This window comes from Rhodococcus pseudokoreensis (assembly GCF_017068395.1).
Lineage (GTDB): Bacteria > Actinomycetota > Actinomycetes > Mycobacteriales > Mycobacteriaceae > Rhodococcus_F > Rhodococcus_F pseudokoreensis.
In genome coordinates, this window is the sequence record NZ_CP070619.1 from 5,411,076 (window position 1) to 5,435,169 (window position 24,094).

The 24,094-nt window shown below is 67.2% G+C and carries 22 protein-coding genes and 1 pseudogene; 7 read left to right on the plus strand and 16 right to left on the minus strand.

Going from position 1 to position 24,094, the window contains the following annotated elements; translation table 11 throughout:
* Window positions 1–9 precede the first annotated feature (9 nt).
* From JWS13_RS29890 to JWS13_RS29910, 5 genes are read right to left on the minus strand one after another with little or no spacing between them, the layout of a single operon-like run.
* Window positions 10–513: an aromatic-ring-hydroxylating dioxygenase subunit beta gene (locus JWS13_RS29890; RefSeq protein ID WP_206008993.1), complete on the minus strand. Its 504-nt coding sequence runs from the start codon at window positions 511–513 to the stop codon at window positions 10–12.
* Window positions 503–1,789 carry an aromatic ring-hydroxylating oxygenase subunit alpha gene (locus JWS13_RS29895; protein WP_206008994.1) on the minus strand — a complete coding sequence of 429 codons (1,287 nt, stop codon included), beginning with the start codon at window positions 1,787–1,789 and terminating at the stop codon, window positions 503–505. Before JWS13_RS29895 ends, JWS13_RS29890 begins: the two co-directional genes overlap by 11 nt.
* A 10-nt stretch (window positions 1,790–1,799) precedes the next feature.
* Complete coding sequence (locus tag JWS13_RS29900; RefSeq protein WP_206011791.1) at window positions 1,800–2,288, minus strand: nuclear transport factor 2 family protein; 489 nt, start codon at window positions 2,286–2,288, stop codon at window positions 1,800–1,802.
* Between the two features lie 5 nt (window positions 2,289–2,293).
* On the minus strand, window positions 2,294–2,659 hold the full coding sequence (locus tag JWS13_RS29905) for a hypothetical protein (protein ID WP_072937004.1): 366 nt from the start codon (window positions 2,657–2,659) through the stop codon (window positions 2,294–2,296).
* Window positions 2,660–2,702: 43 nt separating this feature from the next.
* The gene (locus JWS13_RS29910; protein ID WP_206008995.1) at window positions 2,703–3,866 is read right to left on the minus strand and encodes an acyl-CoA dehydrogenase family protein; all 1,164 of its coding nucleotides are present in this window, start codon (window positions 3,864–3,866) and stop codon (window positions 2,703–2,705) included.
* Window positions 3,867–4,065: 199 nt separating this feature from the next.
* On the opposite strand from JWS13_RS29910, the gene JWS13_RS29915 reads away from it, so the two are divergent.
* Both JWS13_RS29915 and JWS13_RS29920 read left to right on the plus strand, forming a co-directional pair.
* A complete protein-coding gene (locus JWS13_RS29915; RefSeq protein WP_206008996.1) occupies window positions 4,066–5,571 on the plus strand; it encodes a PAS domain-containing sensor histidine kinase in 1,506 nt (501 codons plus the stop codon).
* A 98-nt stretch (window positions 5,572–5,669) separates the two neighbouring features.
* The gene (locus JWS13_RS29920; protein ID WP_083395744.1) at window positions 5,670–5,939 is read left to right on the plus strand and encodes a hypothetical protein; all 270 of its coding nucleotides are present in this window, start codon (window positions 5,670–5,672) and stop codon (window positions 5,937–5,939) included.
* A gap of 75 nt (window positions 5,940–6,014) precedes the next feature.
* Here JWS13_RS29920 and JWS13_RS29925 read toward each other — a convergent pair whose 3' ends face one another.
* The 8 genes and pseudogenes from JWS13_RS29925 to styD all read right to left on the minus strand — a co-directional run bounded on the left by JWS13_RS29925 (window position 6,015) and on the right by styD (window position 15,535).
* Window positions 6,015–7,724, minus strand: coding sequence for an amidohydrolase (locus JWS13_RS29925; protein ID WP_206008997.1), 1,710 nt, complete (start codon window positions 7,722–7,724; stop codon window positions 6,015–6,017).
* A gap of 34 nt (window positions 7,725–7,758) precedes the next feature.
* Window positions 7,759–8,277, minus strand: coding sequence for a DUF5134 domain-containing protein (locus JWS13_RS29930; protein WP_206008998.1), 519 nt, complete (start codon window positions 8,275–8,277; stop codon window positions 7,759–7,761).
* Window positions 8,278–8,285: 8 nt separating this feature from the next.
* Window positions 8,286–9,725 (minus strand): APC family permease, encoded by a 1,440-nt coding sequence (locus JWS13_RS29935; RefSeq protein ID WP_206008999.1) that lies wholly within the window; start codon window positions 9,723–9,725, stop codon window positions 8,286–8,288.
* Window positions 9,718–11,677 (minus strand): annotated as a pseudogene (locus JWS13_RS29940) (primary-amine oxidase). The gene JWS13_RS29935 and the pseudogene JWS13_RS29940 overlap by 8 nt, the downstream one beginning before the upstream one ends.
* Window positions 11,678–11,846: 169 nt before the next feature.
* Window positions 11,847–12,416 (minus strand): TetR/AcrR family transcriptional regulator, encoded by a 570-nt coding sequence (locus tag JWS13_RS29945; RefSeq protein WP_087559832.1) that lies wholly within the window; start codon window positions 12,414–12,416, stop codon window positions 11,847–11,849.
* 52 nt (window positions 12,417–12,468) lie between these two features.
* On the minus strand, window positions 12,469–12,789 hold the full coding sequence (locus JWS13_RS29950; RefSeq protein WP_206009000.1) for a DMT family transporter: 321 nt from the start codon (window positions 12,787–12,789) through the stop codon (window positions 12,469–12,471).
* Window positions 12,790–12,891: 102 nt separating this feature from the next.
* Window positions 12,892–14,007, minus strand: coding sequence for an NDMA-dependent alcohol dehydrogenase (locus tag JWS13_RS29955; protein ID WP_009475608.1), 1,116 nt, complete (start codon window positions 14,005–14,007; stop codon window positions 12,892–12,894).
* A gap of 40 nt (window positions 14,008–14,047) precedes the next feature.
* Window positions 14,048–15,535: a phenylacetaldehyde dehydrogenase StyD gene (gene styD, locus JWS13_RS29960; RefSeq protein ID WP_206009001.1), complete on the minus strand. Its 1,488-nt coding sequence runs from the start codon at window positions 15,533–15,535 to the stop codon at window positions 14,048–14,050.
* A gap of 171 nt (window positions 15,536–15,706) precedes the next feature.
* Here styD and JWS13_RS29965 point away from each other — a divergent pair, with 171 nt between their 5' ends.
* The 3 genes from JWS13_RS29965 to JWS13_RS29975 all read left to right on the plus strand — a co-directional run bounded on the left by JWS13_RS29965 (window position 15,707) and on the right by JWS13_RS29975 (window position 18,919).
* On the plus strand, window positions 15,707–16,372 hold the full coding sequence (locus tag JWS13_RS29965; RefSeq protein WP_012689757.1) for a helix-turn-helix domain-containing protein: 666 nt from the start codon (window positions 15,707–15,709) through the stop codon (window positions 16,370–16,372).
* A 282-nt stretch (window positions 16,373–16,654) separates the two neighbouring features.
* Window positions 16,655–18,217, plus strand: a complete 1,563-nt coding sequence (locus JWS13_RS29970; RefSeq protein ID WP_420855056.1) for an acetyl-CoA hydrolase/transferase family protein — start codon at window positions 16,655–16,657, stop codon at window positions 18,215–18,217.
* Between the two features lie 114 nt (window positions 18,218–18,331).
* Complete coding sequence (locus JWS13_RS29975) at window positions 18,332–18,919, plus strand: cupin domain-containing protein (protein WP_206009003.1); 588 nt, start codon at window positions 18,332–18,334, stop codon at window positions 18,917–18,919.
* 69 nt (window positions 18,920–18,988) lie between these two features.
* On the opposite strand, the gene JWS13_RS29980 is transcribed toward JWS13_RS29975, so the two are convergent.
* Window positions 18,989–20,344 carry an ammonium transporter gene (locus JWS13_RS29980; RefSeq protein WP_206009004.1) on the minus strand — a complete coding sequence of 452 codons (1,356 nt, stop codon included), beginning with the start codon at window positions 20,342–20,344 and terminating at the stop codon, window positions 18,989–18,991.
* A 183-nt stretch (window positions 20,345–20,527) separates the two neighbouring features.
* On the opposite strand from JWS13_RS29980, the gene JWS13_RS29985 reads away from it, so the two are divergent.
* On the plus strand, window positions 20,528–21,076 hold the full coding sequence (locus JWS13_RS29985) for a HutD/Ves family protein (protein ID WP_206009005.1): 549 nt from the start codon (window positions 20,528–20,530) through the stop codon (window positions 21,074–21,076).
* A gap of 91 nt (window positions 21,077–21,167) precedes the next feature.
* Here the strand turns inward: JWS13_RS29985 and JWS13_RS29990 are convergent, their stop codons facing one another.
* Window positions 21,168–21,662 carry a hypothetical protein gene (locus JWS13_RS29990; RefSeq protein WP_206009006.1) on the minus strand — a complete coding sequence of 165 codons (495 nt, stop codon included), beginning with the start codon at window positions 21,660–21,662 and terminating at the stop codon, window positions 21,168–21,170.
* Between the two features lie 129 nt (window positions 21,663–21,791).
* A complete protein-coding gene (locus tag JWS13_RS29995) occupies window positions 21,792–23,336 on the minus strand; it encodes an MDR family MFS transporter (protein ID WP_206009007.1) in 1,545 nt (514 codons plus the stop codon).
* A gap of 137 nt (window positions 23,337–23,473) precedes the next feature.
* Here JWS13_RS29995 and JWS13_RS30000 point away from each other — a divergent pair, with 137 nt between their 5' ends.
* A complete protein-coding gene (locus tag JWS13_RS30000; protein WP_206009008.1) occupies window positions 23,474–24,073 on the plus strand; it encodes a TetR/AcrR family transcriptional regulator in 600 nt (199 codons plus the stop codon).
* Window positions 24,074–24,094: the final 21 nt, after the last annotated feature.

Consider the following 24,094-nt stretch of genomic DNA (forward strand, 5'->3'; position numbering starts at 1 on the left):
GTGGAAAGGTCAGAGGAGGTAGCCGGAGGCGTTGACCGCGGCCTGCGAGTTGACGAGCCGGATGACCTTCAGGTCCAGCCGCGGCCCGGCCTCGGTGTCGCGGATGCGGTGCGTGACGTCGGCGGCGAGGGTCTGCTGGTCGTCGCGTTTGAAGCCCACGAGGATCTGCGCGGACTTCAGCGTGATCGAGTCCTCGGTGCGGTCCTCGACGGTGAAGCGGGAGACGGTGCGAACGGTGCGGGCCGCGGCGAGCGCGGACATCGAATACCCCGAGGTCAATCGTTCGATCCGCATGCGCCGCATCCGGGTGTCGTCGTTGACCATGTTCAGCGATCCGTCGAAGTCGTCGGTGTCGGGGTCGATGGGAATGACGTACCGGCCTTCGTCGGTCCACAGGGCGTCCCAGGTCTGGTAGTCCTTGGCGTCGAGCAGGGCCGCTTCGTGCCAGACGAGTTCGATCGCCTGCAGTACCCGGGTGTCGGACAGTGCGATCGTCAGGAGGTCAGTGCTCATCGGTCATCATCCTCTTCCACATTGCGTAGGCCTCGCGCATTCCGGTTTCGTCGGTGACGTGCGAGGTGCGGTGCCCGTCGCTGTCGAGTGCTTCGCGGTTCAGGCCGCGGTTGACCATGATCGGCATTCCGGGTGCGCCGCGGGAGCCGCGCTGCACCCGGTCCCAGGCCTCGGAGTCGTCGGGGCTGCCGAACCCGAACGGGCCCTGGAAGTGTTCGTGGATGCGGAGACGTTCGCGGTTGACGATCTCGGGTCCGCCGTCCATGCCGAGGGCGATGTGTCGGATCTCGGTCTCGTCGACCGCGATCGGCCGCAGTACCCGGAAGAACGACATCGACATCGCGACGTTGGGGAAGATGTTGAGGTTGAACCCGGCGCCGTGCATGGACCGGACGATGCGGCGGACCTGGTCGGCGGGCATCGTCTTCGACAGTTCCTCGACGATGTGGTCGAAGCGGGCCTGAATCTTCTCGGTGCCGTCGTCGTGGTCCAGGTCGACGTGTTCGGGGACCATGATGGCGACGCTGTGGCCGTTGCCGAGCGCGTGCGTGACGGCGTTGTCGTCGGTCATGAAGGAGAGCATGTCGGCGGTTTCGGCATCCACGGACGACATCCAGGATCGGTGCACGATCGGGAAGTGGTAGCCGTCGGTGGTGTTCTCCAACTGGATCTTCCAGTTGCCGCGGAAGCGGAAGCAGTGCTCGCCCTGGGTCTTGATCGGGTAGCCGGCGCCCTGCTTCATGAACAGGTCGATCCACACCTTCGCGTCACCGAGGAACTCGTCGAGGGGCTCGATGTCGGGGTTGAAGCTGGCGAAGATCATGCCCGCGTACGACTCCACCCGCAGGCTCTGCAGCGGGAGGTCCTTCTTGTCGAGGTCCTCGTCGTAGCCGTCGGGGTAGGGGATTCCGCGCAGCCGCCCGTCGAGGGCGTACGACCAGCTGTGATACGGGCAGGTGAACCCGTTAGCCTTGCCCTTGGGGACCTCGCAGACGCTGGCCCCGCGGTGGCGGCATCGGTTCAGCAGGACGTTGAAATTTCCTTTGCGGTCGCGGTTGACGATCACCGGCTGCCTGCCGATGGTCGCCATCTTGAAGCTTCCGGCCTCGGGGATCTCGCTCTCGTGGGCGACCCACACCCAGGTGCGATAGAAGATTCGCTCGAGTTCGGCCTCGAACATGTCGGGGTCGGTGTACAGCGATCCGTCCACGCGGTCGTCGGTGGCGAGGTCCGCGAAGTTGGTCTCCGACAAAGTCGGATCCAGTGAAGTGGTCATGGTGTCTCTTTCAATTCGATTCGAGCAGTCGCGGTGCCTCGTCGAGGCGGGTGGCGAACAGCTTCTCGGTCGTGAAGTGGCTGATCCGGGCGGTGCCGTCCCGGACTTCGCACTCGGCGGTGATGCGGGCGACGAGCAGTTCGGCCGATTCGTCCTCGTACCGCGACAGCTGTTGCATGACCCACCGCCCCTGCGCGGTGGGTCCGTCCACGTCGATCTGCTCGTTGCCGAGCAGGTGCGCATTTCCCCGGAAATGGGAGCTCGGTGGCAGGTACGCGGTGAGCATTCCGACGATCTCCCGGCGGCCCTGCCGCCTGCCGAACTTGTGCGCGTAGTCGCTGCCGACGCCTTCCCACACCGCGTCGGGAGTGAAGAGGGCTCCGAGTTCCTCGGCCGAGAACTGCACGGACGGAACGTCACACAGTTCCATGTAGCGGCACATCACCCGGTGAACGGCCTCGCGCGTCTCGATGCGCTCGGTCGCGCTCGCACGGTGCATGTCGCTCACACGCCGAGGTCGACGTCTTCGCGGACGGTGAGCGCGCGGCCGATGCGGGCCTCGATCTTCGCGTAACGCCACAGCGTGTACTCGCCGACCGTGGTGGTGCGGAACAGGTTGCAGACGTCCTTGACGGTCTGCTGGGTGTCGACGTCGGCGAGGATGTAGCACGTCCACGGCCAGCCGTCCGACGGTCCGACCATGTGGCTGTCGTCGTCGATGTCCCCGATCACTCGGACGCCGGGCGTCTCGGCCAGCGCGTCCATCATCCCGGAGAACGCCTTCCACACCAGGCCGCCCTGGCCGGTCGGGAGGTCGAAGAAGTTCTGGTTGATGCCGATGCAGAACAGCACTCGCAGTGGTGCGGTCATGGGTGTACTCCTGAAGGGTCGGTGGTCGGGGTGCGGTCGGTGCTCAGATGAAGCCGGGGAACGGCGGGATGTCCATGAGCACGGCACCGGCGCTGTCGTAGATGCCGTCGCCGAGGAAGGCGTGCTGCGGCGGGACCAGGGCCTCGCGCATGTACCGCTGCATGGCGTTGCCGTCGTAGATGGCGCCGGTGCCCGACAACTGGAATGCGGTGTGCACGGCGGACGCTCCCGCCTTCGCGACGTGGGTCGAGGACAGGCGGAGAAGGGCCGCAAGCTTTTCCGGGACGGGATCGCCGGCGACCACCGTGGCGTACGCCTCGTCGGTGACCTCGTAGAAGAAGGCGCGGGCGGACCGCAGCGTCGCCTCCGCCTTGGCCAGGTCGATGCGGTAGTAGGCGCGGTCGGCGAGCTTGGGCGCCCCGGTGATTCCGGTGCGTCCCGCACCGACCTTGATCGCGTAGTCGAGCGCGGCGCGTCCCACTCCGAGATTGACGACGGCCAGCACCTGCGCGGCGTACGCGATGGAGGGATAGCGGTAGAGGGGTTCGTCGACGGTGGGGGTTCCGCCGCGGATGAACGTCCAGTCCTCGGGCACGACGACGCCGTCGACCTTCAGTTCGTGGCTACCGGTACCCGAGAGGCCGACCACGTCCCAGTTCTCGACGATCTCGACGTCCTTCGGCCACAGCAGGGCGGTGCGGGGCTTGCCCGCGGTGGAGTCGCCGCCGCGGATGCCCACGCCGAGGATGTCGGCGCCCTTGCATCCGCTGGCGAACTTCCACTGCCCGCTGATCTTCAGGCCGCCCGGCACCTGTTCGGCGGGTTGCACCGGGAACAGGCCGCCGGCGAAGACGAGGTCGGGGCTGTCCTTGTACAACTCGGCCTGCGTCGCGAGGGGCAGCGCCGCCAGATAGACCAGGGCGGAGCCGAAACTCGCGACCCAGCCCGCCGACGCGTCCACCGCGGAGATTCGTTCGATCATCCGCAGGAACTCGCTCGGGGGCAGTGCGTCGCCGCCGAACTGCCGGGGGGTCGCGGCGCGGTAGATGCCGACCTGCTTGAACTCGTCGATCATGTCGCGAGGCACGAACTTCTGGCGTGCGAACTCTTCCCGCCGCAGTGCGACGTGCTCGAGGACGTCCTCGAACGACAGCGTCCCGTTCGCGGCGGTGCCCGTCGTGTCGAGGGTCGGTGCGGTGGTGGTCATCAAATACTCCGATCGACGCGAAGTAGAAGGGGTGGGGCGTGTTTCGTGTCGAGTTCCACGCTATTGCGGTGGCGGGCATCACTCAATCGGTGCTTCCTCCCGCACACGTGCAGAGATGTCGCCTCGGAGTAAAGGAATTCCCTATCGTGTCCGCGGTCTGCACGCTCAGTAGACTCGACGTGAGCCCAAGGAGGCCGCATTGTCCGATCTCGCGCCGTCCGACTACGAACAACTCGTCGAGTCGCTCCGCTACTGCGTCCTGGTCCACGATGCGGCGACCAAGGACATCCTCTGGGCCAACAGGGCTGCGTCGGAACTGCTCGAGTTCACGGTCGAGGAACTCAAACCGCTCAAGGCCCCCGACATGAGCTCCCCGGCGAAGCGCTACCGGCGGTCGGTGGGACGGCGGTGGCTGCAGGAGGCCGTCGACAACGGGGCGGCGGTCACCGAATGGGCGTATCGGGCGAAGAGCGGGCGGGAGGTCCTGACGGAGGCGATCGCGATCCGGGTCGAGTTGAGCGCCCGGACCGTGGTGATGGTGCAGTTCCGCGACATCGAGCAGGAAACGTCGATGCGCCGCGACCTCACGCGCACCGAGGCCGACCTCAGCCGCACCGAGGCCCGGCTGGCCGCGTTCCTGCGGAACATGGCCGAAGGCATCCTCGTCCTCGACGACGACAGCCGCATCACGTATGCGAGCGAGGCGGCGTCGGAACTCCTGAAGGTCCCGGTGGCATCGCTTGTCGGCGAACGTTTCACGGAGTTCTGCCGGGCGGGGCAGTCACGGGAGAGCGTGCGGCGGGCCCTGGACCTCACCACCGCCGACGGGGGTTCGCAGAGCCTGCGCTACGAGGTGGAACTGACGGCCGAGGAGCGCCGCTGGCACGCGGGAAGCTGCCAGCACATTGCGATCGAGAATGATCTGAGCGGGCACCTGCTGCTCTTCCACGACGTCACCGAGCACGTCCGCACCGAACAGGAGCACGAACGGGACTCGCAATACCTCAACTATCTGGCCCGCTACAACGCGATGGGCGACATGGCCATGGCCATCGCGCACGAGTTGGCCCAGCCGCTCGCGGCCGCCACCAATTTCATCGCCGGAACGCAGAGCCGCCTCGGTGACGGGCAGAGCAGTCGCGACGAGGTGAGCTGGGGCCTCGGAGAGGCGCGCAAGCAGATCGACCGGGCCAATCAGATCGTCCGGAGCCTGCGCGAATACGTGACGCAACTCGAGGAGTCCCAGCAGATCGTCGACCTCAACGACATCGTCGACGAATGTGCGTATTTCGCCGACATCCGCGCGCGGCAGAAGGGCGTTCACGTCGAGTATCTCCGCGCGCCCGAACCGGTCGCCGTCGTGTGCGAACGGGTGCTCACCGGGCAGGTCATCCTGAACCTGTGTTTCAACGCCATCGACGAGATGGCGGAATGGCCGGCCGCCGACCGCATCGTGACGGTCCGCACCGAGGCCACCGCGACGGAGGGCGTCGTGAGCGTCGAGGACCACGGCAAGGGTCTCTCGCACGTCCCGGACGGCCGAATCTTCGACGGCGCGTTCACGTCGAAGTCCACGGGTCACGGAATCGGACTTGCGCTGAGCCACCGCATCATCACCCGCCAGGGCGGGACGATCACCGCGCGCGAGAACGATCCGCACGGGGCGGTCTTCACGTTCACGCTGCCGGTCGACCCGAACCTCTGAGCGGCCACGACTCGCCGGGGTAAAGGTTTCTTGGATTCCGTTGAGCACGATCCGGTTCTAGCGTTATGGGAAAACCACCGCGGCCCCGGAGGTACCTCGTGGACTATTCGCATCACCATCGCACGTTCCTGACCTGCTACGCCGACACCCACCGCTACGGCTGGCATCACGTCGACCTGTTCGTGCACGACGAGCACGGCAACGAAGTGAACTGGGTGCACTGGCAGGTGCGGGAGGACGGGCCGGACGGCGCCGACGTGGCCACCGCGCGCGTCGAGCCGAACCTGCGGCGGACCACCGACTGGCAACGCGGAATCAGCGCCGACGGAAGCGAGTACTGGATCGCGGAGGCCGCCTGGGCGCAGTGACGTGCCCGGACGCCGAACGGCCGGTTCACCTACAGCAGTGGTGAACCGGCCGTTCGGATGTCGTCGGTATCGGGCCTACGCGACACTCTCCGTGACGCGCTCGAACACGACCTTCCCACCCAGCACGGTCGTGACGACCTGCATCGCGGGGATGTCGTGCGGGTCGATGGTCTCGAGGTCGCCGTCGAGGATGCACAGGTCGGCCACCTTGCCGGCCTCGAGTGACCCCTTCCAGTCCTCGGCGAAGTCCTGCCAGGCCGCGTTGATCGTGTAGGTTCGGACGGCGTCGGCGAGTCCGATGGTCTGGTCGGGTCCGCTCACCGCGCCGCTGGCCTTGCTCTCCCGCAGGATCATCGTCGAGATGCCCTGGCGCCAGTCGGGCGGTGTGACCGGTGCATCGGAACTGCTCATCAGGTGCACCCCGGATTCGACGGCGCTGCGGTACGGCCATTCGTAGGCGGCGCGTTCGGTTCCGACCACACCGACCTCGAGGTCGGCGATCGTCCACTTGATCGTCGGGTTCATGTTGACGCCGATATCGTTGTCGGCCAGTCGCTTCAGGGTGGCTTCGCTGATGAAGTCGCCGTGGATCAGGTAGTGCCGGGCATCCGCGCGGGGGTGCGCGTTCTGTGCGGCGATGATCGCCTCGGCGACGGTGTCGATGGCGCGGTCGCCGGTGACGTGCACGCCGATCTGGTAGCCGGCATCGTGGCCGATGCGGACCATCTCGGTCACCTCGTACACCTGCCGTTCGTCGGTGTCGCCGCCGACGCACAGGGAGCCGCAGCCGCCGCCGACGTACTCCTCGTGCATCCACGCGGTCTTGCTCGGCGGGATGCCGTCGGCGAACACCTTCACCCCGAGGACCCGGAACATTCGCGGGTCCACCGTGTCCGGGACGTCGATGCCGGCGAGGTTCTTCCCGAAATCCTCGGCGGAACCGGACATTCCGGTGGGCAGGAGGAGAAGGTTGACGCGGGCGCCCAGTTCTCCGCGGCGGGCGAGGTCGGCGTACACCGACAGGCCCTCCGCGCCCATCGCGCCGCCGGCGAGCGCTTCGCCGCCGGGGCCGATCGCGGGGTCGGTGAAGCTGGTGATTCCTTCGCTCTGCAGGATCGAGATCGCCGAGCGGAGTGCTTCCTCCCGGCGATCCCGGGTGAGGGCCGGCAGAACCCGCTGTACGAGGGCCTGCGCCCCCTCCATGACGATGCCGGTCAGCAGACCGTCCTCGCCGGTGGGCATGAGACTGCCGGGCGGCAACGGGGTCGTCTCGTCCACGCCGGCGAGGGCGAGCGCCGCGCTGTTCACCCACGACGTGTGCCGGGAGAAGTCCTGCAGGAACACGGGATTGTTCGGGGACACCTCGTCGAGGTCCCAGCGGGTCGGCGTCCGCCCGTCCTCGGCGAGGCATTCGTCGAGATAGCCGTCGTCCCAGCCCGTTCCGATGATCCAGGCGCCGTCCTCGGCGGCCGACGCGGCCTCCCGCACGCGTTCGCGGACGTCGGCGATCGACCGGACGGCCGGGAACGACACGTCGAGCGACAGCGGCGGCGTGTCGAGTCCGTAGGCGATGGCGTGCAGGTGCGAATCGTTGATCCCCGGGAGGATCGTCTTCCCTTCGAGATCCGTGACCACGGTGTCCGGTCCGATCAGGGCCTCGATCTCCGCGTCGGTGCCCACCGCATGGACGAGTCCGTCACGGACCGCGAGGGCGGTGGCGATCGTGAAGTCCTCGTCGACGGTGAAGACCTTGCCGCGGGTGTAGACGGCATCGGCGTAACTCATCGGTTCCTCCAGGGTGCTGTCGGTGGGAGGGCGGTCAGACGGCCATCGGAGCCATGCCCAGGATCATCAGTGCGGATCCCGCTGCCGCGGTCTTGACGCCGGAGCGTTCGCGGCGCGGGGTGGAGCGGAAGAGATACAGGGTCGACAGTGCCCAGCACACGAGCACGACGAGGGGAAGCCAGCCCGTCGAGATTCCTGCGCCACCGTGGTGGTGGCCGGAGGGTGCCGGCGCCGACGCCGCCGGGGTGGCAGCGGACATCGGCGCCAGGAGCAGCAGCACCCCCATGGCCGTGAGGTCGACCGCGCACGGAATCGCGGTCCGGCGGTGCATCGTCTCACCGGTGACGAATACGGCGAGGCCGATGAGGACGGCGCCCTCCAGCAGGTGGATCCCTGCCGGCATGCCGGGGATCATCATCGCGACCATGGACAGCGCCATCGCGCCGTGCGCGATCCGAACCCGGCAGTCGGTTCCGTGCGATCGCCACATCGGGACGAGGGCCCCGACCGCTCCGACGAACATCGCCGCGTGCACGGCAGGGATCTCGAACATCGTCGGACTCAGATCGTGGGAGTGAGTTCGCGGTGCTGCCCGACGTCGGCGCGGCTCTGCCGGGTGACCCGGGCGACGACCAGTCCGGCGACGAAGAACAGTGCGATCACGGCGAGCAGGATGTCCGCGAGCAGTGCCGACCCGCCGATCAGGGTGGTGAAGTTGTCGAGCACCAACCAGGTGACGGCCACCAGGCCCACACATCCGAGCACGGGGGCGATGCGGGTGTGCCAGAGCCGGGTGTCCAGCCGGGTGCGGGCGAAGAACGCGATGATCGCGACGCTGGTGAGCACCATCAGCACGAGGATGCTCACGGTGGCCAGACCCGCCATCCAGGTGAACAGTTGCAGCACCGGGTCTGCGCCGGCGAGTGCGAACACACCGACGACCACGGTCGCGGAGATCGTCTGGGCGATCGAGCCGACGTGCGGGGAACCGTGCTTGGGGTGGGTGCGGGCCAGTGCCCGCGGGGCCGCACCCTTGCGGGCCAGGGCGAACACGTACCGAGAGATGGCGTTGTGGAACGCGAGCAGCGCGGCGAACAGGCTCGTGACCAGCATGATCGCCATGACGTCGGCGGCGGGTCCGCCCAGGAACTGCGCGGCGGCGGCGAATGTCAGCCCGGCAGGGTCGGCGGCGGCGGCCGCGGAGACGTTGTCGCTGCCGAACGCGAGCACCACGGCCCAGCTGGCCAGGGCGTACACCAGTCCGATGACGATGACGGCGGCGTATGTCGCGATCGGGATCGTGCGCCGGGGGTTGCGGGCCTCCTCGCCGTAGATCGCGGTCGCCTCGAAGCCGATGAACGACGCGATCGCGAACATCAATGCGACACCGGGGGATCCGCTGAAGAACGACGTCGGGGTGAACGACGCGAAGTCGATACCCGTGGCCCCGCCCCGCACCAGGACACCGAACGACAGCGCGAGGATGATGCCGATCTCGAGGACGAGGAGGACGCCGAGCACCTTGGCGCCGAGATCGATGCTGCGGTACCCGAGCACGGCCACCAGCGCGATGAGGACCAGCGCCCACATCCACCAGGGCAGGTCGGGTCCGCCGTACTGGACGACCAGTCCCTGAATGGTCGCGGCGGCCAGGCCGTACACGGCGGCCTGGATGGCGGTGTAGGTCAGCAACGCGAGGCCGGCGGCCCCGAGTCCGCAGGATTCGCCGAGACCCTTGGCGACGTAGGCGTAGAACGCGCCGGTGTCGACCATGTGGCTGCTCATCGCCGCGTATCCGACGCTGAAGACGAGCAGTACCAGCGCGGCGATGAGATAGGCGGTCGGGGCGCCCGCGCCGTTACCGATCGCGATCATGACGGGCAGGGCGCCGCCGATCGCCGTGAGGGGAGCGGCGGCGGCGATGACGAGGAAGACGATCCCGACGACGCCGATGGATCCGCGCAGCTTGCCGGCTCCGGAACCCGTGGTGGTGTCAGACATGAGTGCCTCCGTCCGAGTGGCAGCTGCTGCCTCCGGTCGAGCAGTGCTTCGACGTCGTACGGGGCACGTCGAGGGAGGGGTTGCGGTCGAAGAAGCCGTTGGGCTTCAACGTGAATCCGGTGTAGTCGACGGGCATGATCGGCCAGTCCTCCGGTCGCGGGAAGTGGGTGAGACCGAACGTGTGCCACACGACGAGGTCCTCGTTCTCCAGATCGCGGTCGCCGGCCACGAAGCTGGGCAGTCCGGCGCCACCGGAGTGCTGGTTCACGAAATCGCCTGCCGCGTAACGTTCCTTCTCGTCGAACTGCGTGACCCACAGGTGCTTGGTGGCGAACGTCGCCCGCGCCGCGATCGACGAGTCGTCGTCGGCCAGCAGGATCGGCTGCCCTTCCGGGTGCAGCGCGTACGCCACCGGCTTGCCCAGACGGTTCAGCTTGTTCGGGTTGCTGATGTGCCACACCCGTCCGACGCTGTTGTCCGCGAGGCGCTGTGCCTCGGATTCCTTCGTCAGGGGTGTGCGCTCGAGGGTAAACGCATTGCCGTGCACGTTCCCGGGGCCCATCTTCACCCGCTTGGTCTGCACCTCCTCGACGGAGTTGCGGTCGCCGTCGATCATCATGTCGAGGCGGGCGCTGAACAGGTGCTGGTGGTACGGGGCGCCGAGGCCGGGGGCGATCTCCGAGGCGTACGGGTAGTCGCCGCCCGGGTGACCCGACGTGAAGACGACGCCGGTGGCCTTGACCTCGAACTCGATGGTGCCGTCGAGGTAGAGGTACCAGAAGAAGCCGTAATCGTAGTTGCCGATCGTGGTGAAGAAGGAGACGACCAGGCGGCGCTGGCGGCGCGTCTCGGCCGAGCCGGCCCACAGGTCGGTGTGCTTCCACAGCACGCCGAAGTCCTCCTCGTGCATGCACACCGCGTTCTTCAGCGTCTTGGGACTGCCGAACTCGTCGGCGATGACGGCGTCGAAGTAGGTGATGTCGCCGACGCAGTCGCAGCCGAGTTCGAGGGCGTTCGCGTAGCGGCCCACCATGTACTCGCCGGTGTCGAAGTAGTTCTGCCACGACCGGACCGGTGAGGGGTCGCCGTAGGGCACGACCATCTCGGCGATCGACGCGCGGTGGATGATCGGGCGGATGTGGTCGCCGTCGGCGAATCCGAGCTGATGGAGGACCAGTCCCTCGCGGGGCGTCGAAGCCGACGCGGAACGACCACTTCTCCCAGTCGACGCGGTTGCCGTCGACGACGAAGCTGGGGCCCTCGGGCTGGGTGATCTCGATGGGCTTCTGAGTGGTGCGCAGCGGGCCGGTGACGGCGAGGTCGTCGAAGTTGCCCGACTCCTCGGGGATCGGGACGGCGCCGAGGTCGAGAACGTCGGTGACGGTCCGGTTCATGACGTCGACGAAGCCGACGAGCCCGTCGATCGGGTGGGCCCAGGCGTGGTCCTTCGGGTGGTCCTGGCGGAACGCGAGCCCGCGGAGGATCCGCTTGCCGGTCTCGCCGGGGTAGTCGAAGACGCCGGCCGAGAGGGGAGCGACCCGGACGTCGGCGACGTCGAGTCCGCGGGCGGCGAGCGCGGCGAGCCAGCGTTCGTCGGCGGACAGCACCTGCTCGACGAGTTCGAATTCCTCGTCCAGGACCGGCATCTGACCGTCGCGGGTGGCGTCGAGGGTGACCGAGCTGATCACCGACCGCTGAGTCACGGACACCACGACGTCCACGGCGTTCGGCGACGAGATGTCGTGCAGCAGAACGCGGAATCGGCGATCGGTCTCGTTGGTCTCGGCCGGGTACAGCGTCGACTTGTCCGGTTCCTCGAGACCGACGTAGACGAATCGCGTCTGCTCGGTCAGCGCGTCGGCGGCCTCGAGGATCTCGCGGAGCGATGCGATCTCTTCGACGGTCGGCAGCGACAGCGGGTGGTCGATACGCGCAGGGGAAAGGGTGGGCATGTCGCGATCCTTTGGTTCTACGGGTGTTGAATAAAAAGCTTAGTGACGTACGTTACAGCCGAGGTGCCCTCGTGTAAACAGTGAATTTCGGATCCGGACATACTGGGCGTCCGGTCAAAGGTGCGCTATCGGACTCCGCAGCAACGGAATTGGACGAGCGTACGAAAAATCAGAGAGTGGTGACGAACCGCTCGAGCATCTCCAGCTGACGCTCCGACGACGTCTCGCCCGGCGTGAGGACACCCAGAATCTGCATGCCCATCATCATGTTGAGCAGTTGTTCGACCACGATGGTGACGTCGATGTCGCCGACGGTGCCCTCCTCGCGGGCCTGTTCGAGGAAGATCGCCATCTGCTCACGCCAGCGGTCCATCGTCCGCCGGTTGGTCGCGGCCATCTGCTCGTCGTACATGGCCCGCGGCCACAGGGAGGCGGCGATCCGGGCCTCGAGGAGTTTCTCCTCGTTGATCGGCATCACCTCGCGGCACAGGATGCGCAGGGCGTCCAGGCCGGTCGCGTCGCCGAGTGCCTCGGTGATCCGGCGATCGGTGGCCTCGGAGATGTGCTCGTACGACGTCCGGAGGATCTCGTCCTTGCCGGCGAAATAGTGGCTCAGGGCGCCGTTGGTGTACCCGGCCTCGGTGGCGATGTCGCGCATGTTCGCGGCCTCGATGCCGCGGGCCGCGATCAGCCGCCAGGCGGCGGCGGTGATGCTTCGCCGACGTTCGTCGTGATCCACGAGCTTAGGCACGACGTGTACCTGTCCCACCAGCGATCATGCGACCACGGTATCAATGAGCTCCGCCGAGATTGAGCACGACCACTCCGGAGACGACGAGACCCAGTCCGAAGATCTTCGTCGCGGTCAGCGGTTCACCGAGGAATGCGGCCCCGATCGCGACGATTGCCGCAGTCCCGAGCCCCGACCACAGGGCGTAGGCGATCCCGACCGGCACCGTCTTGACCGCCTGCGACAGGAACAGGAACGCGACGACGTACCCGGCCAGGCACCCGACCGTCGGCCACAGCCGGGTGAAACCCTCGGTGGACTTCAGCAGGCTCGTGCCGAACACCTCGGCGGCGATCGCGGCGAGCAGGAACACGTACGGCATGGCACTCCATCACGAATCAACGGACATATCGGGCGTCCGTGACAGAGAACCACGCCGGGAGCGGCGGCGCGCACGCCGCCCCACCGCCCCCGGTGCGAGCACCTACGAGTACATGATGACGCCGCGGACGTTCTCGGCCTTCCGCATGGCCTCGTAGCCGTCGTTGATCTGGTCGAGTGTGTATGTCCTCGTGATCATCTCGTCCAGCTTCAGCTGACCCTCCATGTACAGACGGAGCAGATGCGGAATGTCGAACCGGATGTTCGCGTTCCCGAACCATGCGCCCTTGAGGGTCTTGCGCATCGCCGTCAGATCGAACAGGTTCAGATCGACGTCGTTCTGGGTGACGTCGCCGACCGACACGTGGACGCACGTGCCACCCTTCGCCACCAGGCTCATCGCCGGAGCGATGATGCGGCCACTCGCATTCGCGACGGTGATGAGCACCTTGTCGGCGAGTTGGCCCCACGTCAGGTCCTGGAGGAGGGGGAGTGCCTCGTCGATGCTCGCCGCGGTGTGGGTCGCGCCGAAGATCTTGGCCTGTTCCCGCTTGAACTCCGAGGGGTCGACGACCACGACGTGCCGGGCGCCGGCGAGCGCGGCGCCCTGAACCGCCCCGCACCCGACGCCGCCCATGCCGATCACCACGACGGTCTCACCGGCCTGGACGCCGGCGGCGTACACCGACGACCCCCAGCCGGTCGTGACACCGCAGCCGACCAGCGCCGCCTTGTCGAGCGGGATGTCCTTCGTGATCTTGACGCACGACGCCTCGTTGACCACCGTGTACGGCGAGAACGTCCCGATCAGGCACTGGATGGCAGCGTCCTTGCCGCGAACGTGATGCCGCGCCGTGCCGTCCGAGATCTGCCACCCCTCGAGCAGGTGGGCACCCAGATCGCAGATGCTGGACTGTCCGGTCGCGCACTGCCGGCACCGCCCGCACGCGGGGATGAATCCGAGTGCGACGTGATCGCCCTTCTCGACGCTGGTGACCCCGGGACCGACCTCGAGCACGACACCGGCACCCTCGTGCCCACCGATGAACGGGTAGTACTCGAGCGGCAGGCTGCCGTCCCTGACGTGTTCGTCCGAATGGCACATCCCCGACGCCGCCAACTGCAGCAGCACCTCCCCGTGCTTCGGCGGGTCGAGTTCCAGTTCTTCGATCTGCCACGGCTGACCGGGCTCCCACAGTACGGCGGCCTGGGTCTTCATGTTTACTGCTCCTGTCCGACGACGTCGATGGTGTACGGGATCAGAGGATGATGGTGACGACCTTCTCCTCGGTGTTGGCTTCGATTCCGGCCCAGCCGAGTTCGCGTCCGGTGCCGCTGGTCTTCATGCCGCCCCAGGGCAGGGCGGGATCGATGGGTGCCCAGCCGTTCACGGCCACCGCTCCGGCCCGGACCTTGCCGGCGAGGATGTGGGCGTGGGAGACGTCGCGCGTCCAGATCGAGGCGGCGAGCCCGTAGTCGGTGGCGTTGGCGATCGCGATCGCCTCGTCGGTGGTGTCGAACGCGATGACGGTGCCGACGGGTCCGAAGATCTCCTCCCGCGCGATCTTCATGTCGTTGTTCGCGTCGGCGAAGATGGTCGGCTGGACGAAGAACCCGTCCCCGTCCGGGCGGCCACCGCCGGCGGCGACGCGAGCGCCCTCGCTGCGTCCCGCCGCGATGTAGTCGAGGACGGTGTCGCGCTGCTTCGCGTTGACCAGGGCGCCCATCGTGGTGGCCGGGTCGAACGGGTCGCCGAGAACCTGCGCGGACGCGGCGGCGGCGAGACCGTCGACGACCTGCGAGTACAGCGACCGGTGCACCAGGATGCGGGTGCCCGCGGCGCAGACCTCGCCCTGGTTGAAGAACAGTCCCATGGCGGTGCCGTTGATGGCGGCCTCGAGGTCGGCGTCCGGGAGGATGATCTGCGGGGACTTGCCGCCCAGTTCGAGGGTGGTGCGCTTGAACGTGTCCGCGGCGCGCTTGGCGATGATCCGGCCGACGCGAGGGCTGCCGGTGAAGCTGATCTTGTCGACGCCGGGGTGAGCGGCGAGTGCGTCGCCGGCGATCTCGCCGAGGCCGGGCACGATGTTGACGGTGCCTGCCGGCAGTCCGGCCTCCTCGAGCAGCGTCGCGAGGTGCAGGATCGACAGCGGTGCGTCCTCCGGCGGCTTCACCACCAGGGTGTTCCCGGCGGCCAGGGCGGGGGCGATCTTCCACGCCGAGATCATCAGCGGGGTGTTCCACGGGACGATCGCGCCGATCACGCCGACCGGTTCCCGGACGGTGTACGAGTGGGTGGGCTGACCGAAGTACCCGGCGGTCGGGATGGACTGGCCGGTGATCTTGTCGGCCCAGCCGGCGAAGTGCCGGAACGTGCCCGCCGCCATCGGGATGTCGAGCATGGTGGGCTGGCCGACGGGCTTGCCGACGTCGAGGGCCTCGAGCCGGGCCAGGATCTCGCCGTCGCGCTCGATGAGATCGGCGACCCTGTTCAGGATCCGTCCGCGGGCGGCGCCGGGCAGTGATCCCCATTCACCGTTCAGCTGGGCGCGGGCGGCCCGGACGGCGTCGTCGATGTCCTGCCCGGTTCCGGCGGCCACGTCGACGAGGGGGCGGCCGGTGGCCGGGTTCAGGTCCGTGAACGTTCCGCCGTCCGAGGCCGGACGCCACTGCCCGCCGATGAACAGCTGCGTGGCGGTTCCATCAGGAAGCCCTGTGGCACTGACGTTCTCGTGTACTGCGGTCATGGCGTCAACTCTCCCGGTGGTGTTGTGATGGCTGTCACAAGCATGCGGGCGAGGGGGCGGCGCCGTCTTGCACGCACGCGCATGGTTGTTGCTCGTATGCGCACCGATTCGCCGTCCAGGGCCGCTGAGTCGCGGTTTCCTGGCAGTAAACAGCGCTGTTACGATGCGGACGTGACGACTCGACCCGAGACCGAGGTTCACCGCGACACGGGAGACCCCGCGCCCGTCGAGCGGGAGGTGCCGTCCGACACGCCGACCGGGCCCGATCTGGAGAAGGTGATCGCCAGGCAGGTCCGGGCGCTCCGCAAGGCCAGCGGACTATCCGTCGGGGACATGGCGGCCAAGGTCGGGATCTCGAAGGCGATGCTGTCGAAGATCGAGAACTCGCAGACCTCGTGCAGTCTGTCGACGCTGGCGCGTCTCGCCGCCGGACTCGACGTGCCGGTGACCTCCCTGTTCCGGGGCGCCGACACCGCCCGCGACGCCGTGTACGTCGAGGCGGGCCACGGTGCGGTCATCGTCGGACGCGGCACCCGGGTGGGGCACCACTACGAACTTCTCGGCGCCCTCCGCGGGCAGCACAAGCGACTCGAACCGGTGCTGGTCACGCTCACCGACGCCAGCGAGACGTTTCCGCTGTTCCAGCACGCGGGCACCGAACTGCTGTACATGCTCGAAGGCGTCATGGTCTACGGGCACGGCGAGGCCGAGTACACGCTGCGGCCGGGCGACTCGCTGCTCCTCGACGGCGAAGGCCTGCACGGTCCCAACGACCTCGTGCGGTTGCCCATCCGGTTCCTCGCCGTCACCGCGTATCCGGACCATCACGAGGAGTGACGACCAGAACGGCGGCCTGCGCTGCTGCTTGTGACCGAGCGTCGGAAGAAGGGGGAGGATCGTTGTGCGCCCCGCTCGCGGCACCGAGAGGCGTGGTGGTGACGAGGATCACGCGTCGGCGAGACGTTCAGCGTTATTTCGACGGGCGTGCCGACTCCGCCGACGAGCGGCGCGCCGCTCGCGACGAACGGTAGAGGGTCGCCGTCGCCGGCGCGTTACCCCTATGACCTGGCGAACATCCCCCCTTTTCGGGGTGTCCGCATCACATCCCGCGCTCCTACACTGGCCGCCGTGAACATCCAGATCAGTGCCCCCGCGTCGCAGTCGAGCCGGATTCGAAACTCGGTATTCCGGCAGAAGGTGACTGTGGCGGAGGAGGCGGTGAAGGTCATCGGTCACGGTGACACCGTCGCGGTGAGCGGCTTCGCCAGTGCAGGCACACCGAAGGCGATCATCCCGGCATTGGTCGGCCGAATTCACGCTGCCCGCGCGGCCGGCTCGAACTTCACCATCGACCTGCTGACCGGGGCGTCCGTCTCGACCGAGACCGAGCGCATGCTTGCCGAGGTCGACGGAATCGCGCTGCGGATGCCCTACCAAGCGGAATCCACGGCTCGGCAGAAGATCAACGCGGGGCGGATGGACTACGTCGACATACATCTGTCGCACGTGGCGCAGCAGGTGTGGGAAGGCTACTACGGCCCGGTGGACGTCGCCGTCGTCGAGGTCGCCGGCATCACCGAGACCGGCGAATTGATTCCGTCCGCGTCCGTCGGAAACAACAAGACCTGGCTCGATGTCGCGGAGAAGGTCATTCTCGAAGTCAACTCGTGGGTCCCGGACGCGATGGACGGCATTCACGACATCTACTACGGCACCGCACTGCCCCCGCACCGCCGACCGATCGAGCTCACCGACGTCGAGGACCGTATCGGTCAGCCCCACTACCGGGTGGACCCGGGCAAGGTGATCGCGGTCGTGGAAACGAATGCGCCCGACAGCGCCAGCCCGCTGACGGCCCCCGACGCGGTCAGCGAAGCGATCGCGGCCCACGTGCTGGAGTTCTTCGACCACGAGGTCCGGCGTGGACGCCTCCCCGAGAGCACGTTGCTGCCGCTGCAAGCCGGCATCGGGAACGTCGCCAACGCCGTCCTCGGTGGTCTCGACCGTGGCCCGTATCGGGGATTGACCTGCTATTCCGAGGTGATCCAGGACGGCATGCTGCACCTGATCAAACACGGCACCGTCCGGTTCGCGTCGGCAACGGCGCTGGCGCTCTCGGAGGCCGGGATCGCCGAGTTGACGTCCAACATCGACTTCTACCGCGAACACATCCGCCTCCGCCCGCAGGAGATCAGCAACCACCCCGAGGTGGTACGCAGGCTGGGGATCATCGCGATGAACGGGATGCTGGAGGCCGACATCTACGGAAACGTCAATTCGACGCACGTGATGGGGACCAAGATCATGAACGGCATCGGCGGGTCGGGGGACTTTGCGCGCAACGGCTATCTGTCGATGTTCCTGAGCCCGTCCACGGCGAAGAACGGGGCGATCTCGTCGATCGTCCCGATGACCCCGCACGTCGATCACACCGAGCACGACACCCAGGTAGTGGTGACCGAGCAGGGCCTGGCCGACTTGCGGGGGTTGTCGCCACGTCGCCGCTCCAGGGTGATCATCGAGCGCTGCGCGCATCCCGAATTCCGGCCGCTGCTCACCGACTACGTCGAGCGGGCGCAGGCCGCTCCGGGGGCCGCCGGCCATACGCCGCATCTGCTCGGGGAGGCGTTCTCGTTCCATCAGCGGTACCTCGCGACCGGCACCATGCGCGCCTTTCACTGAAAACGAGGTGACTGCCGAGGGCACGGACAGGTGGGGTGACCCGCACGATTTCGTCCTTCCTCCACGCCGTGTGCCGGGCGTAGAGTGGCGGGTGGTCGAAAGGTCGTGGTAGCAATGTTGGCGACAGTTCAGATAGCGTCCGGCGGAAAAGCGGCGCTGCCCTTCGATCCCGCCGAGCCGGTCAGCCTGGCCACCGCGGGGGCGATCGGTCTCTACTATTTCGATTACGGCACCGATGCGCGGATGAATGCGGATGATCACGGCGACTTCTACGTCGTTCAGATCCCCTTGTCGGGCACGGCCCGAATTACGTGCGGTGCAGAAGAATTCGACTCGACCATGACGATCGCGTCGATTTTGTCGCCGGGGCGCCCCGCGACCATGGAGTGGCACGAAGGGCATTCTCAGTTGATCGTCCGACTGGCGCGCCGTACCCTCGAGGAGCACCTGCAGGAAATTCTCGGGAGCCCGCTCGAGCAACCGCTGCGATTCGAGCCGCAGATGGAACTCGGCAGCCCCGCTGTGTGCAGGTGGCGTGAGGCGGTCGAACTGCTCGAACACGAAGTCGCGAATCATGCAGCAATAACGGGTGATTCGGCCGCGATGGAGGAATTCGATCGAATCGTGCTGACCCAGTTCCTGTCCGCCCAGCCGAACAACTACAGCGACCGGCTTCGGAGTCTGGCTCAGAGCCTGACGTAGTCGGCGCCGCAACAGGGCCCTGCCCGCGGAATGCTGCGGACAGGGCCCGGTTTGCGTTGGGGCGCTGGATCAGGCCTTCGCGGCGTCTCCCACCGCTTCGGCGGTGATGGCTTCCGCGCCGAGCACCGCGTCCGCGCCGTGCTTGGATGCGCCGGTGAGGCCGACGGCGTCGAGCACGTATGCCGTCTCGCCGTGGACGGACACGTCGAGGCCGTCGTATTCGCTGTCCTGGTCGGCCCGGATGCCCATGAACTTCTTCAGCGCCAGGACGATCACCAGGGTGACGACGAAGCAGTAGGCGAGAACGGCTGCCACGGCGACGCATTGGCGCCACAGCACGTCGAAGCCGCCGCCGTAGAGGAGTCCCGCTGCGCCGTTGGGGGCGGCCGGATCCGCGAGGAAACCGATGAGGACGGTGCCGAGGATGCCGCCGACCAGGTGTACGCCGACGACGTCGAGCGCGTCGTCGTAGCCGAGCCGGTATTTCCAGGAGACCGCGAAGCAGCAGACCGCGCCGGCCGCGGCGCCGACCGCCAGTGCGCCGAGGGGTGAGACGGCGCCGCAGGCGGGCGTGATGGCGACCAGGGCGGCGATCAGCCCGGATGCCGCGCCGAGCGACGTGGCGCGGCCTTCTCGCAGCTTCTCGACGGCCAGCCACGCGCAGATGCCTGCGCACGCCGCGGCGACGGTGTTGAGGATGACGACCGACGCGCTGTTTCCGGCGGACAGTGCCGAGCCGCCGTTGAACCCGAACCAGCCGAACAGCAGGATGCCGGCGCCCAGCATTGTCAGGGGAAGGCTGTGCGGGCGCGGCGAGACGGGGAACGTCTTGCGGGTCCCGAGAACCAGGACGACGGCGAGGGCGGCGATGCCGGCGTTGATGTGCACCGCCGTGCCGCCGGCGAAGTCGATGGCGCCGAGGGTGTTGGCGATCCATCCGCCGATCACCGATCCGTCCGCCGAGTCGAACGCGAAGACCCAGTGAGCGACGGGGAAGTAGACGAACGTCGCCCACAGTCCGGCGAACAACATCCATGCGCCGAACTTCATCCGGTCGGCCAGCGCACCCGAGATGAGCGCCACGGTGATAGCGGCGAACAGCAGCTGGAATCCGGAGACCAGCGCGGGTGGAAGTCCGGGTTCGGAGGGGGCCTCCAGCAGCGAACTGGAGCCGAAGAACTCGAGTGGGTCGCCCAGGAGGCCGAGGCCGCCGAGGGAATTGCCGAGCACGGCCGAGTAGCCGAACACGATCCACAGCACCCCGACGACGGCGAACGCGCCGAACGTCATCATGGCCATGTTGAGCGTGTTGCGCACGCTGACCATCCCGCCGTAGAACATGGCCAGGCCCGGCACCATCAGGCTCACCGCCGTGAAGGCCGCCAGAATCCAGGCGGTGTCGGCCGCAGCGACTGCTTCGTTCATAGTCGTCCACCTTGATCGAAGATGGCGGGACACTCGCAGTGTCCGCCGATGGGAATCAATGTCTATCGACAGTGAACCAAAGCTGAGATTGCGAGAATAGTGCGTTGCGTGACGAATGCGTTAAGAGTGCTTTTGGGAGACCAGGTATCGTGACAGTAGACGAGATGGGGTTGAGGGGGATCGGTGACTACAGCTCGCGAGGCACGGATCGTCCGTCGCGCGGATCGTCACGTCACGCCGTGGGCCAACGGTGCGGGGACGACCGCGGAGATCGCAGCCGGTGCCGCGTCCCGGTGGCGGTTCAGCGTCGCGACGCTCGACGGGAGTTCGACGTTCTCGGCGTTCCCCGAGGTGGACCGCATCTTCACGGTGATCGGCGACCATCCGGTGTCCCTCGACTTCGGCAATGCCCCGATGGTGATCCCGCGCCTCAGCCCGACCCCCTTCGCCGGCGAGGACGGCCCTGCCTGTGTGGCGGCCGGGGCGACCGAGGCATTCAACGTCATGGTCCACCGGTCCACGACCGCCGCCTCGGTGGACATCATCGAGATCGGAACGGCAAACGAGATAGCAGCCCACGGGCGGGTCGCCGTCCTCGCCCTGGTCCTGAGCGGAGGCCTCACGACGGACCTCGGCCCGCTCGAACCCGGCGACTGCCTGCTCGTCGAACAGGGGTCCGTCCACCTGTCGGGCCCGGCGTCGGTCGTGCTCGCCCAGATCCTCCCCACGTGAGCGCCAAAGCGTGCCGGGGCACACTTTGGCACTCACCTGGGGGATTCACCTCGGGGTGGATGGTGGCGCGCGGCCCAGCCGCAGGACCGGTTCAGTCCGCCAGCAGGTCGTGGGCGATGGCGCGGATCCGATCGTCCTGCCCGCCCTCCGGAGCGAGGTCGGCGGGCGATCGCCCGTCCGGGAGCCACCCGGATGGGCTGATCCACCAGGAACTCACTCCCCAGGGGTCGTGCTTGGCGTTCAGGAGTTGGTTGATCTCCGCGACGACTGGCCGGACCTTCGCGGTCGCCGTGTCGAATTGGAAGCTGGGGTAGAGGTAGCGCCCGCCGATCTCGTATCCGACGACGTCGCCCCGTTCGCGTAACCGGCTGGCGGGGCTGTGTCGGTTGCTGTCGCGGGAGCGCAGGACATCGGCGACATCGCTCGCTTCGAGATGTGGATGCTCGAAAATCGCCTGTCTTGCAGTGGTCTCGATCCGGGCCCGCGCGATCGACTCCGTCATGACGTGCGCGGGCACCGCCGAGGCGACGGAGGCACCGTCGGGCAGGGCACGGAGTTCCGCGCCGGGGTCATGGTCGATGCCCATGGTCGTCTCCCTGCGTGCGACGGTAACAGCAGCATACGTCGTTGTCGCTTCTGTGCTTTCGTCTCGACCATCTCAAACCCATAGCTCGAGAGCACGACTTCAGCCGCCCAAGATTTGGGCGGCCGGCGGTCAGTGTCCGATGCTGTCGGCGGGCTCGGCGACGTCGTCCGGGGTGAGGGTCTCCCGGAGCGGCACTTCCTTGATGAGCCAGGCGAGAACGAACGCGGCGGCGGCGATGACGGCCCCCCACAGGAAGATTGCGTGGGTGCCGTTGACGACGGCCTGTTTGAACACGATCTGCACGGCCTCGGGAAGTTGGTGCAAGGCCGCCGGGGTCATCCCGGATGCGCTGGGCGTTCCCTGCCCGCCGGTGTCGCCCAGCGACGACGTGAGCTGGTTGGCGTAGATCGCACCGAGCAGGGCGACTCCGATCGATCCGCCCATGTTGCGGGCGAAGGTGGCGGTGCCGGTCGCGGTGCCCATGTCTCGGATCGGCACGCTGTTCTGCGCGATCAGGTTCGTCGTCTGCATCAGGCAGCCCATTCCGACGCCGAGTGCCACCATGTAGAGACCGGTCTGCGCGATCGAGGTGTTCGCGTCCATGGTGGAGAACAGCCACAGGCCCACCACCAGCATGGCGGCGCCGACGATCGGGATCGCCTTGTAACGCCCGGTCTTGGTGATGAGCAGGCCGCCGGCGAGTGAGACGACCATGGCCGAGATCATCATCGGCATCAGCAGCAGCCCGCTGTTGGTGGCGGATTGGCCCTGAACGAATTGCTGGAATTGCGGCAGGAAGGTGACTCCACCGAACATGGCGAACCCGACCACGAAGCCGAGGGCGCTGGCCACGGAGAAGTTTCTGTTGGAGAACAGTTGCAGGGGGATGATCGGCTCCGCGGCCCGGCGTTCGACGATCAGGAACAGGGCGAAACCGGCGATGGCCACGACCGCGAGTCCGATGATCTGCCACGAGCCCCACGCGTACTGGCTGCCACCCCAGGTGACCGTGAGGACCAGCGCGGTGATCCACACGCTGAGCACGCTCGCGCCCAGCCAGTCGATGGACAGTTGGGCGGCCTTCTTCGTGACCTCGCCCGGCAGGGTCAGGGTGGCCCACACCACGACCAACGACAGCAGACCCAGGGGGAGGTTGACGTAGAACACCCACCGCCAGGACAGGTTGTCGGTGATGAAACCGCCGATCAGCGGTCCGCCGATCATCGCCGCCGGCATCACGGCCATCATGATGCCCTGGTACTTGCCGCGTTCACGAGGCGAGACCATCAGTCCGATCACCGACATGATGCCGACCATCAGACCGCCCGCGCCGAGCCCCTGGATGGCCCGGAACAGGATCAACTGGAGCATGTCCTGGCTCATCCCGCACAACGCGGACCCGATCAGGAAGATCGTGATCGAGGCCATGAACGTCGCCTTGTGGCCGAACAGGTCGCCGAGCTTGCCCCAGATCGGGGTGGCCACCGTCGAGGCGAGGATGTAGCCGGTCACCACCCAGGACAGGTGGTCCAACCCGCCCAGATCGCCGACGATGGTCGGTAGGGCCGGGGAGACGATCATATTGTCGAGCATCGCCAGAAGCATCGCGATGACCAGTCCGCTCATGGCGGTGATGATCTGACGCGGCGTCAGCGCTGCGGTTGCCTCGGGCATGTCGATGGCCTTCCGGATCACGTGTATGTGGTCGAGTACCCTGAACCCGGGTCACTAACCGATCGGTAAGTCACGCTACTCACTAACCGATCGGTCAGCAACCCTGGTCCGATCCGGGAACGCGAGAGGAGGTCACTGTGAATGCACCGGAGGATTCCAGCCGGACCGGCACCCGTGAGCGGATCCCTGCCGTCGCATTGAAGTTGTTTGCGGAGAAGGGCTACGACGCGACCTCGATGCGCGAGATCGCCGAGCAGCTGAACATGACCAAAGCGGCGCTGTACTACCACTTCGACAGCAAGGAAGACATCGTCCGGGTCCTGGTGGCCGGTCTGCTCGAGCAGATCGTTGAACTCGTCGACTGGGCCCGCACGCAACAGCGCGGCTCGGACCTGCGGATGGAAGTGCTCTCACGATGGCACGACATCATGCAGGCGCGCGGCCTGGCACTGTTCCGCTTCGCGGTCGCCAACAACCGGGTGTTCAAGGAAGCAGGCCCGGACAAGCTCAGCATGACCCGGCACCTCGCCGACCTCTACGACATCCTCACCCCCACCGATGCGACGGTGGAAGATCGACTACGCATCCGGCTCGCCCTGATGTCGATGAACATGGCCGGCATCGCCGCGAACACCATCGACGCCAGTGACGACGAAATCCTGTCCGCGGCCCGCAAGATCGCATCCGAACTGATGCCCGGCGACCTCGACCACGACAGCGGCGTCGACGGACGATGACGGACGGGTTCTCGCCCGGAT

Excerpts from the sequence above, each read along its gene's own strand:
- styD (WP_206009001.1), bottom strand. The coding sequence starts at position 15,535 with ATGACCGCAGTACACGAGAACGTCAGTGCCACAGGGCTTCCTGATGGA.
- JWS13_RS29950 (WP_206009000.1), bottom strand. The coding sequence starts at position 12,789 with ATGCCGTACGTGTTCCTGCTCGCCGCGATCGCCGCCGAGGTGTTCGGC.
- JWS13_RS29990 (WP_206009006.1), bottom strand. The coding sequence starts at position 21,662 with ATGGGCATCGACCATGACCCCGGCGCGGAACTCCGTGCCCTGCCCGAC.
- JWS13_RS29995 (WP_206009007.1), bottom strand. The coding sequence starts at position 23,336 with ATGCCCGAGGCAACCGCAGCGCTGACGCCGCGTCAGATCATCACCGCC.
- JWS13_RS29910 (WP_206008995.1), bottom strand. The coding sequence starts at position 3,866 with ATGACCACCACCGCACCGACCCTCGACACGACGGGCACCGCCGCGAAC.
- JWS13_RS29955 (WP_009475608.1), bottom strand. The coding sequence starts at position 14,007 with ATGAAGACCCAGGCCGCCGTACTGTGGGAGCCCGGTCAGCCGTGGCAG.
- JWS13_RS29935 (WP_206008999.1), bottom strand. The coding sequence starts at position 9,725 with ATGTCTGACACCACCACGGGTTCCGGAGCCGGCAAGCTGCGCGGATCC.
- JWS13_RS29925 (WP_206008997.1), bottom strand. The coding sequence starts at position 7,724 with ATGAGTTACGCCGATGCCGTCTACACCCGCGGCAAGGTCTTCACCGTC.
- JWS13_RS29895 (WP_206008994.1), bottom strand. The coding sequence starts at position 1,789 with ATGACCACTTCACTGGATCCGACTTTGTCGGAGACCAACTTCGCGGAC.
- JWS13_RS29980 (WP_206009004.1), bottom strand. The coding sequence starts at position 20,344 with ATGAACGAAGCAGTCGCTGCGGCCGACACCGCCTGGATTCTGGCGGCC.
- JWS13_RS29930 (WP_206008998.1), bottom strand. The coding sequence starts at position 8,277 with ATGTTCGAGATCCCTGCCGTGCACGCGGCGATGTTCGTCGGAGCGGTC.
- JWS13_RS29890 (WP_206008993.1), bottom strand. The coding sequence starts at position 513 with ATGAGCACTGACCTCCTGACGATCGCACTGTCCGACACCCGGGTACTG.
- JWS13_RS29975 (WP_206009003.1), top strand. The coding sequence starts at position 18,332 with ATGTTGGCGACAGTTCAGATAGCGTCCGGCGGAAAAGCGGCGCTGCCC.
- JWS13_RS29900 (WP_206011791.1), bottom strand. The coding sequence starts at position 2,288 with ATGCACCGTGCGAGCGCGACCGAGCGCATCGAGACGCGCGAGGCCGTT.
- JWS13_RS29905 (WP_072937004.1), bottom strand. The coding sequence starts at position 2,659 with ATGACCGCACCACTGCGAGTGCTGTTCTGCATCGGCATCAACCAGAAC.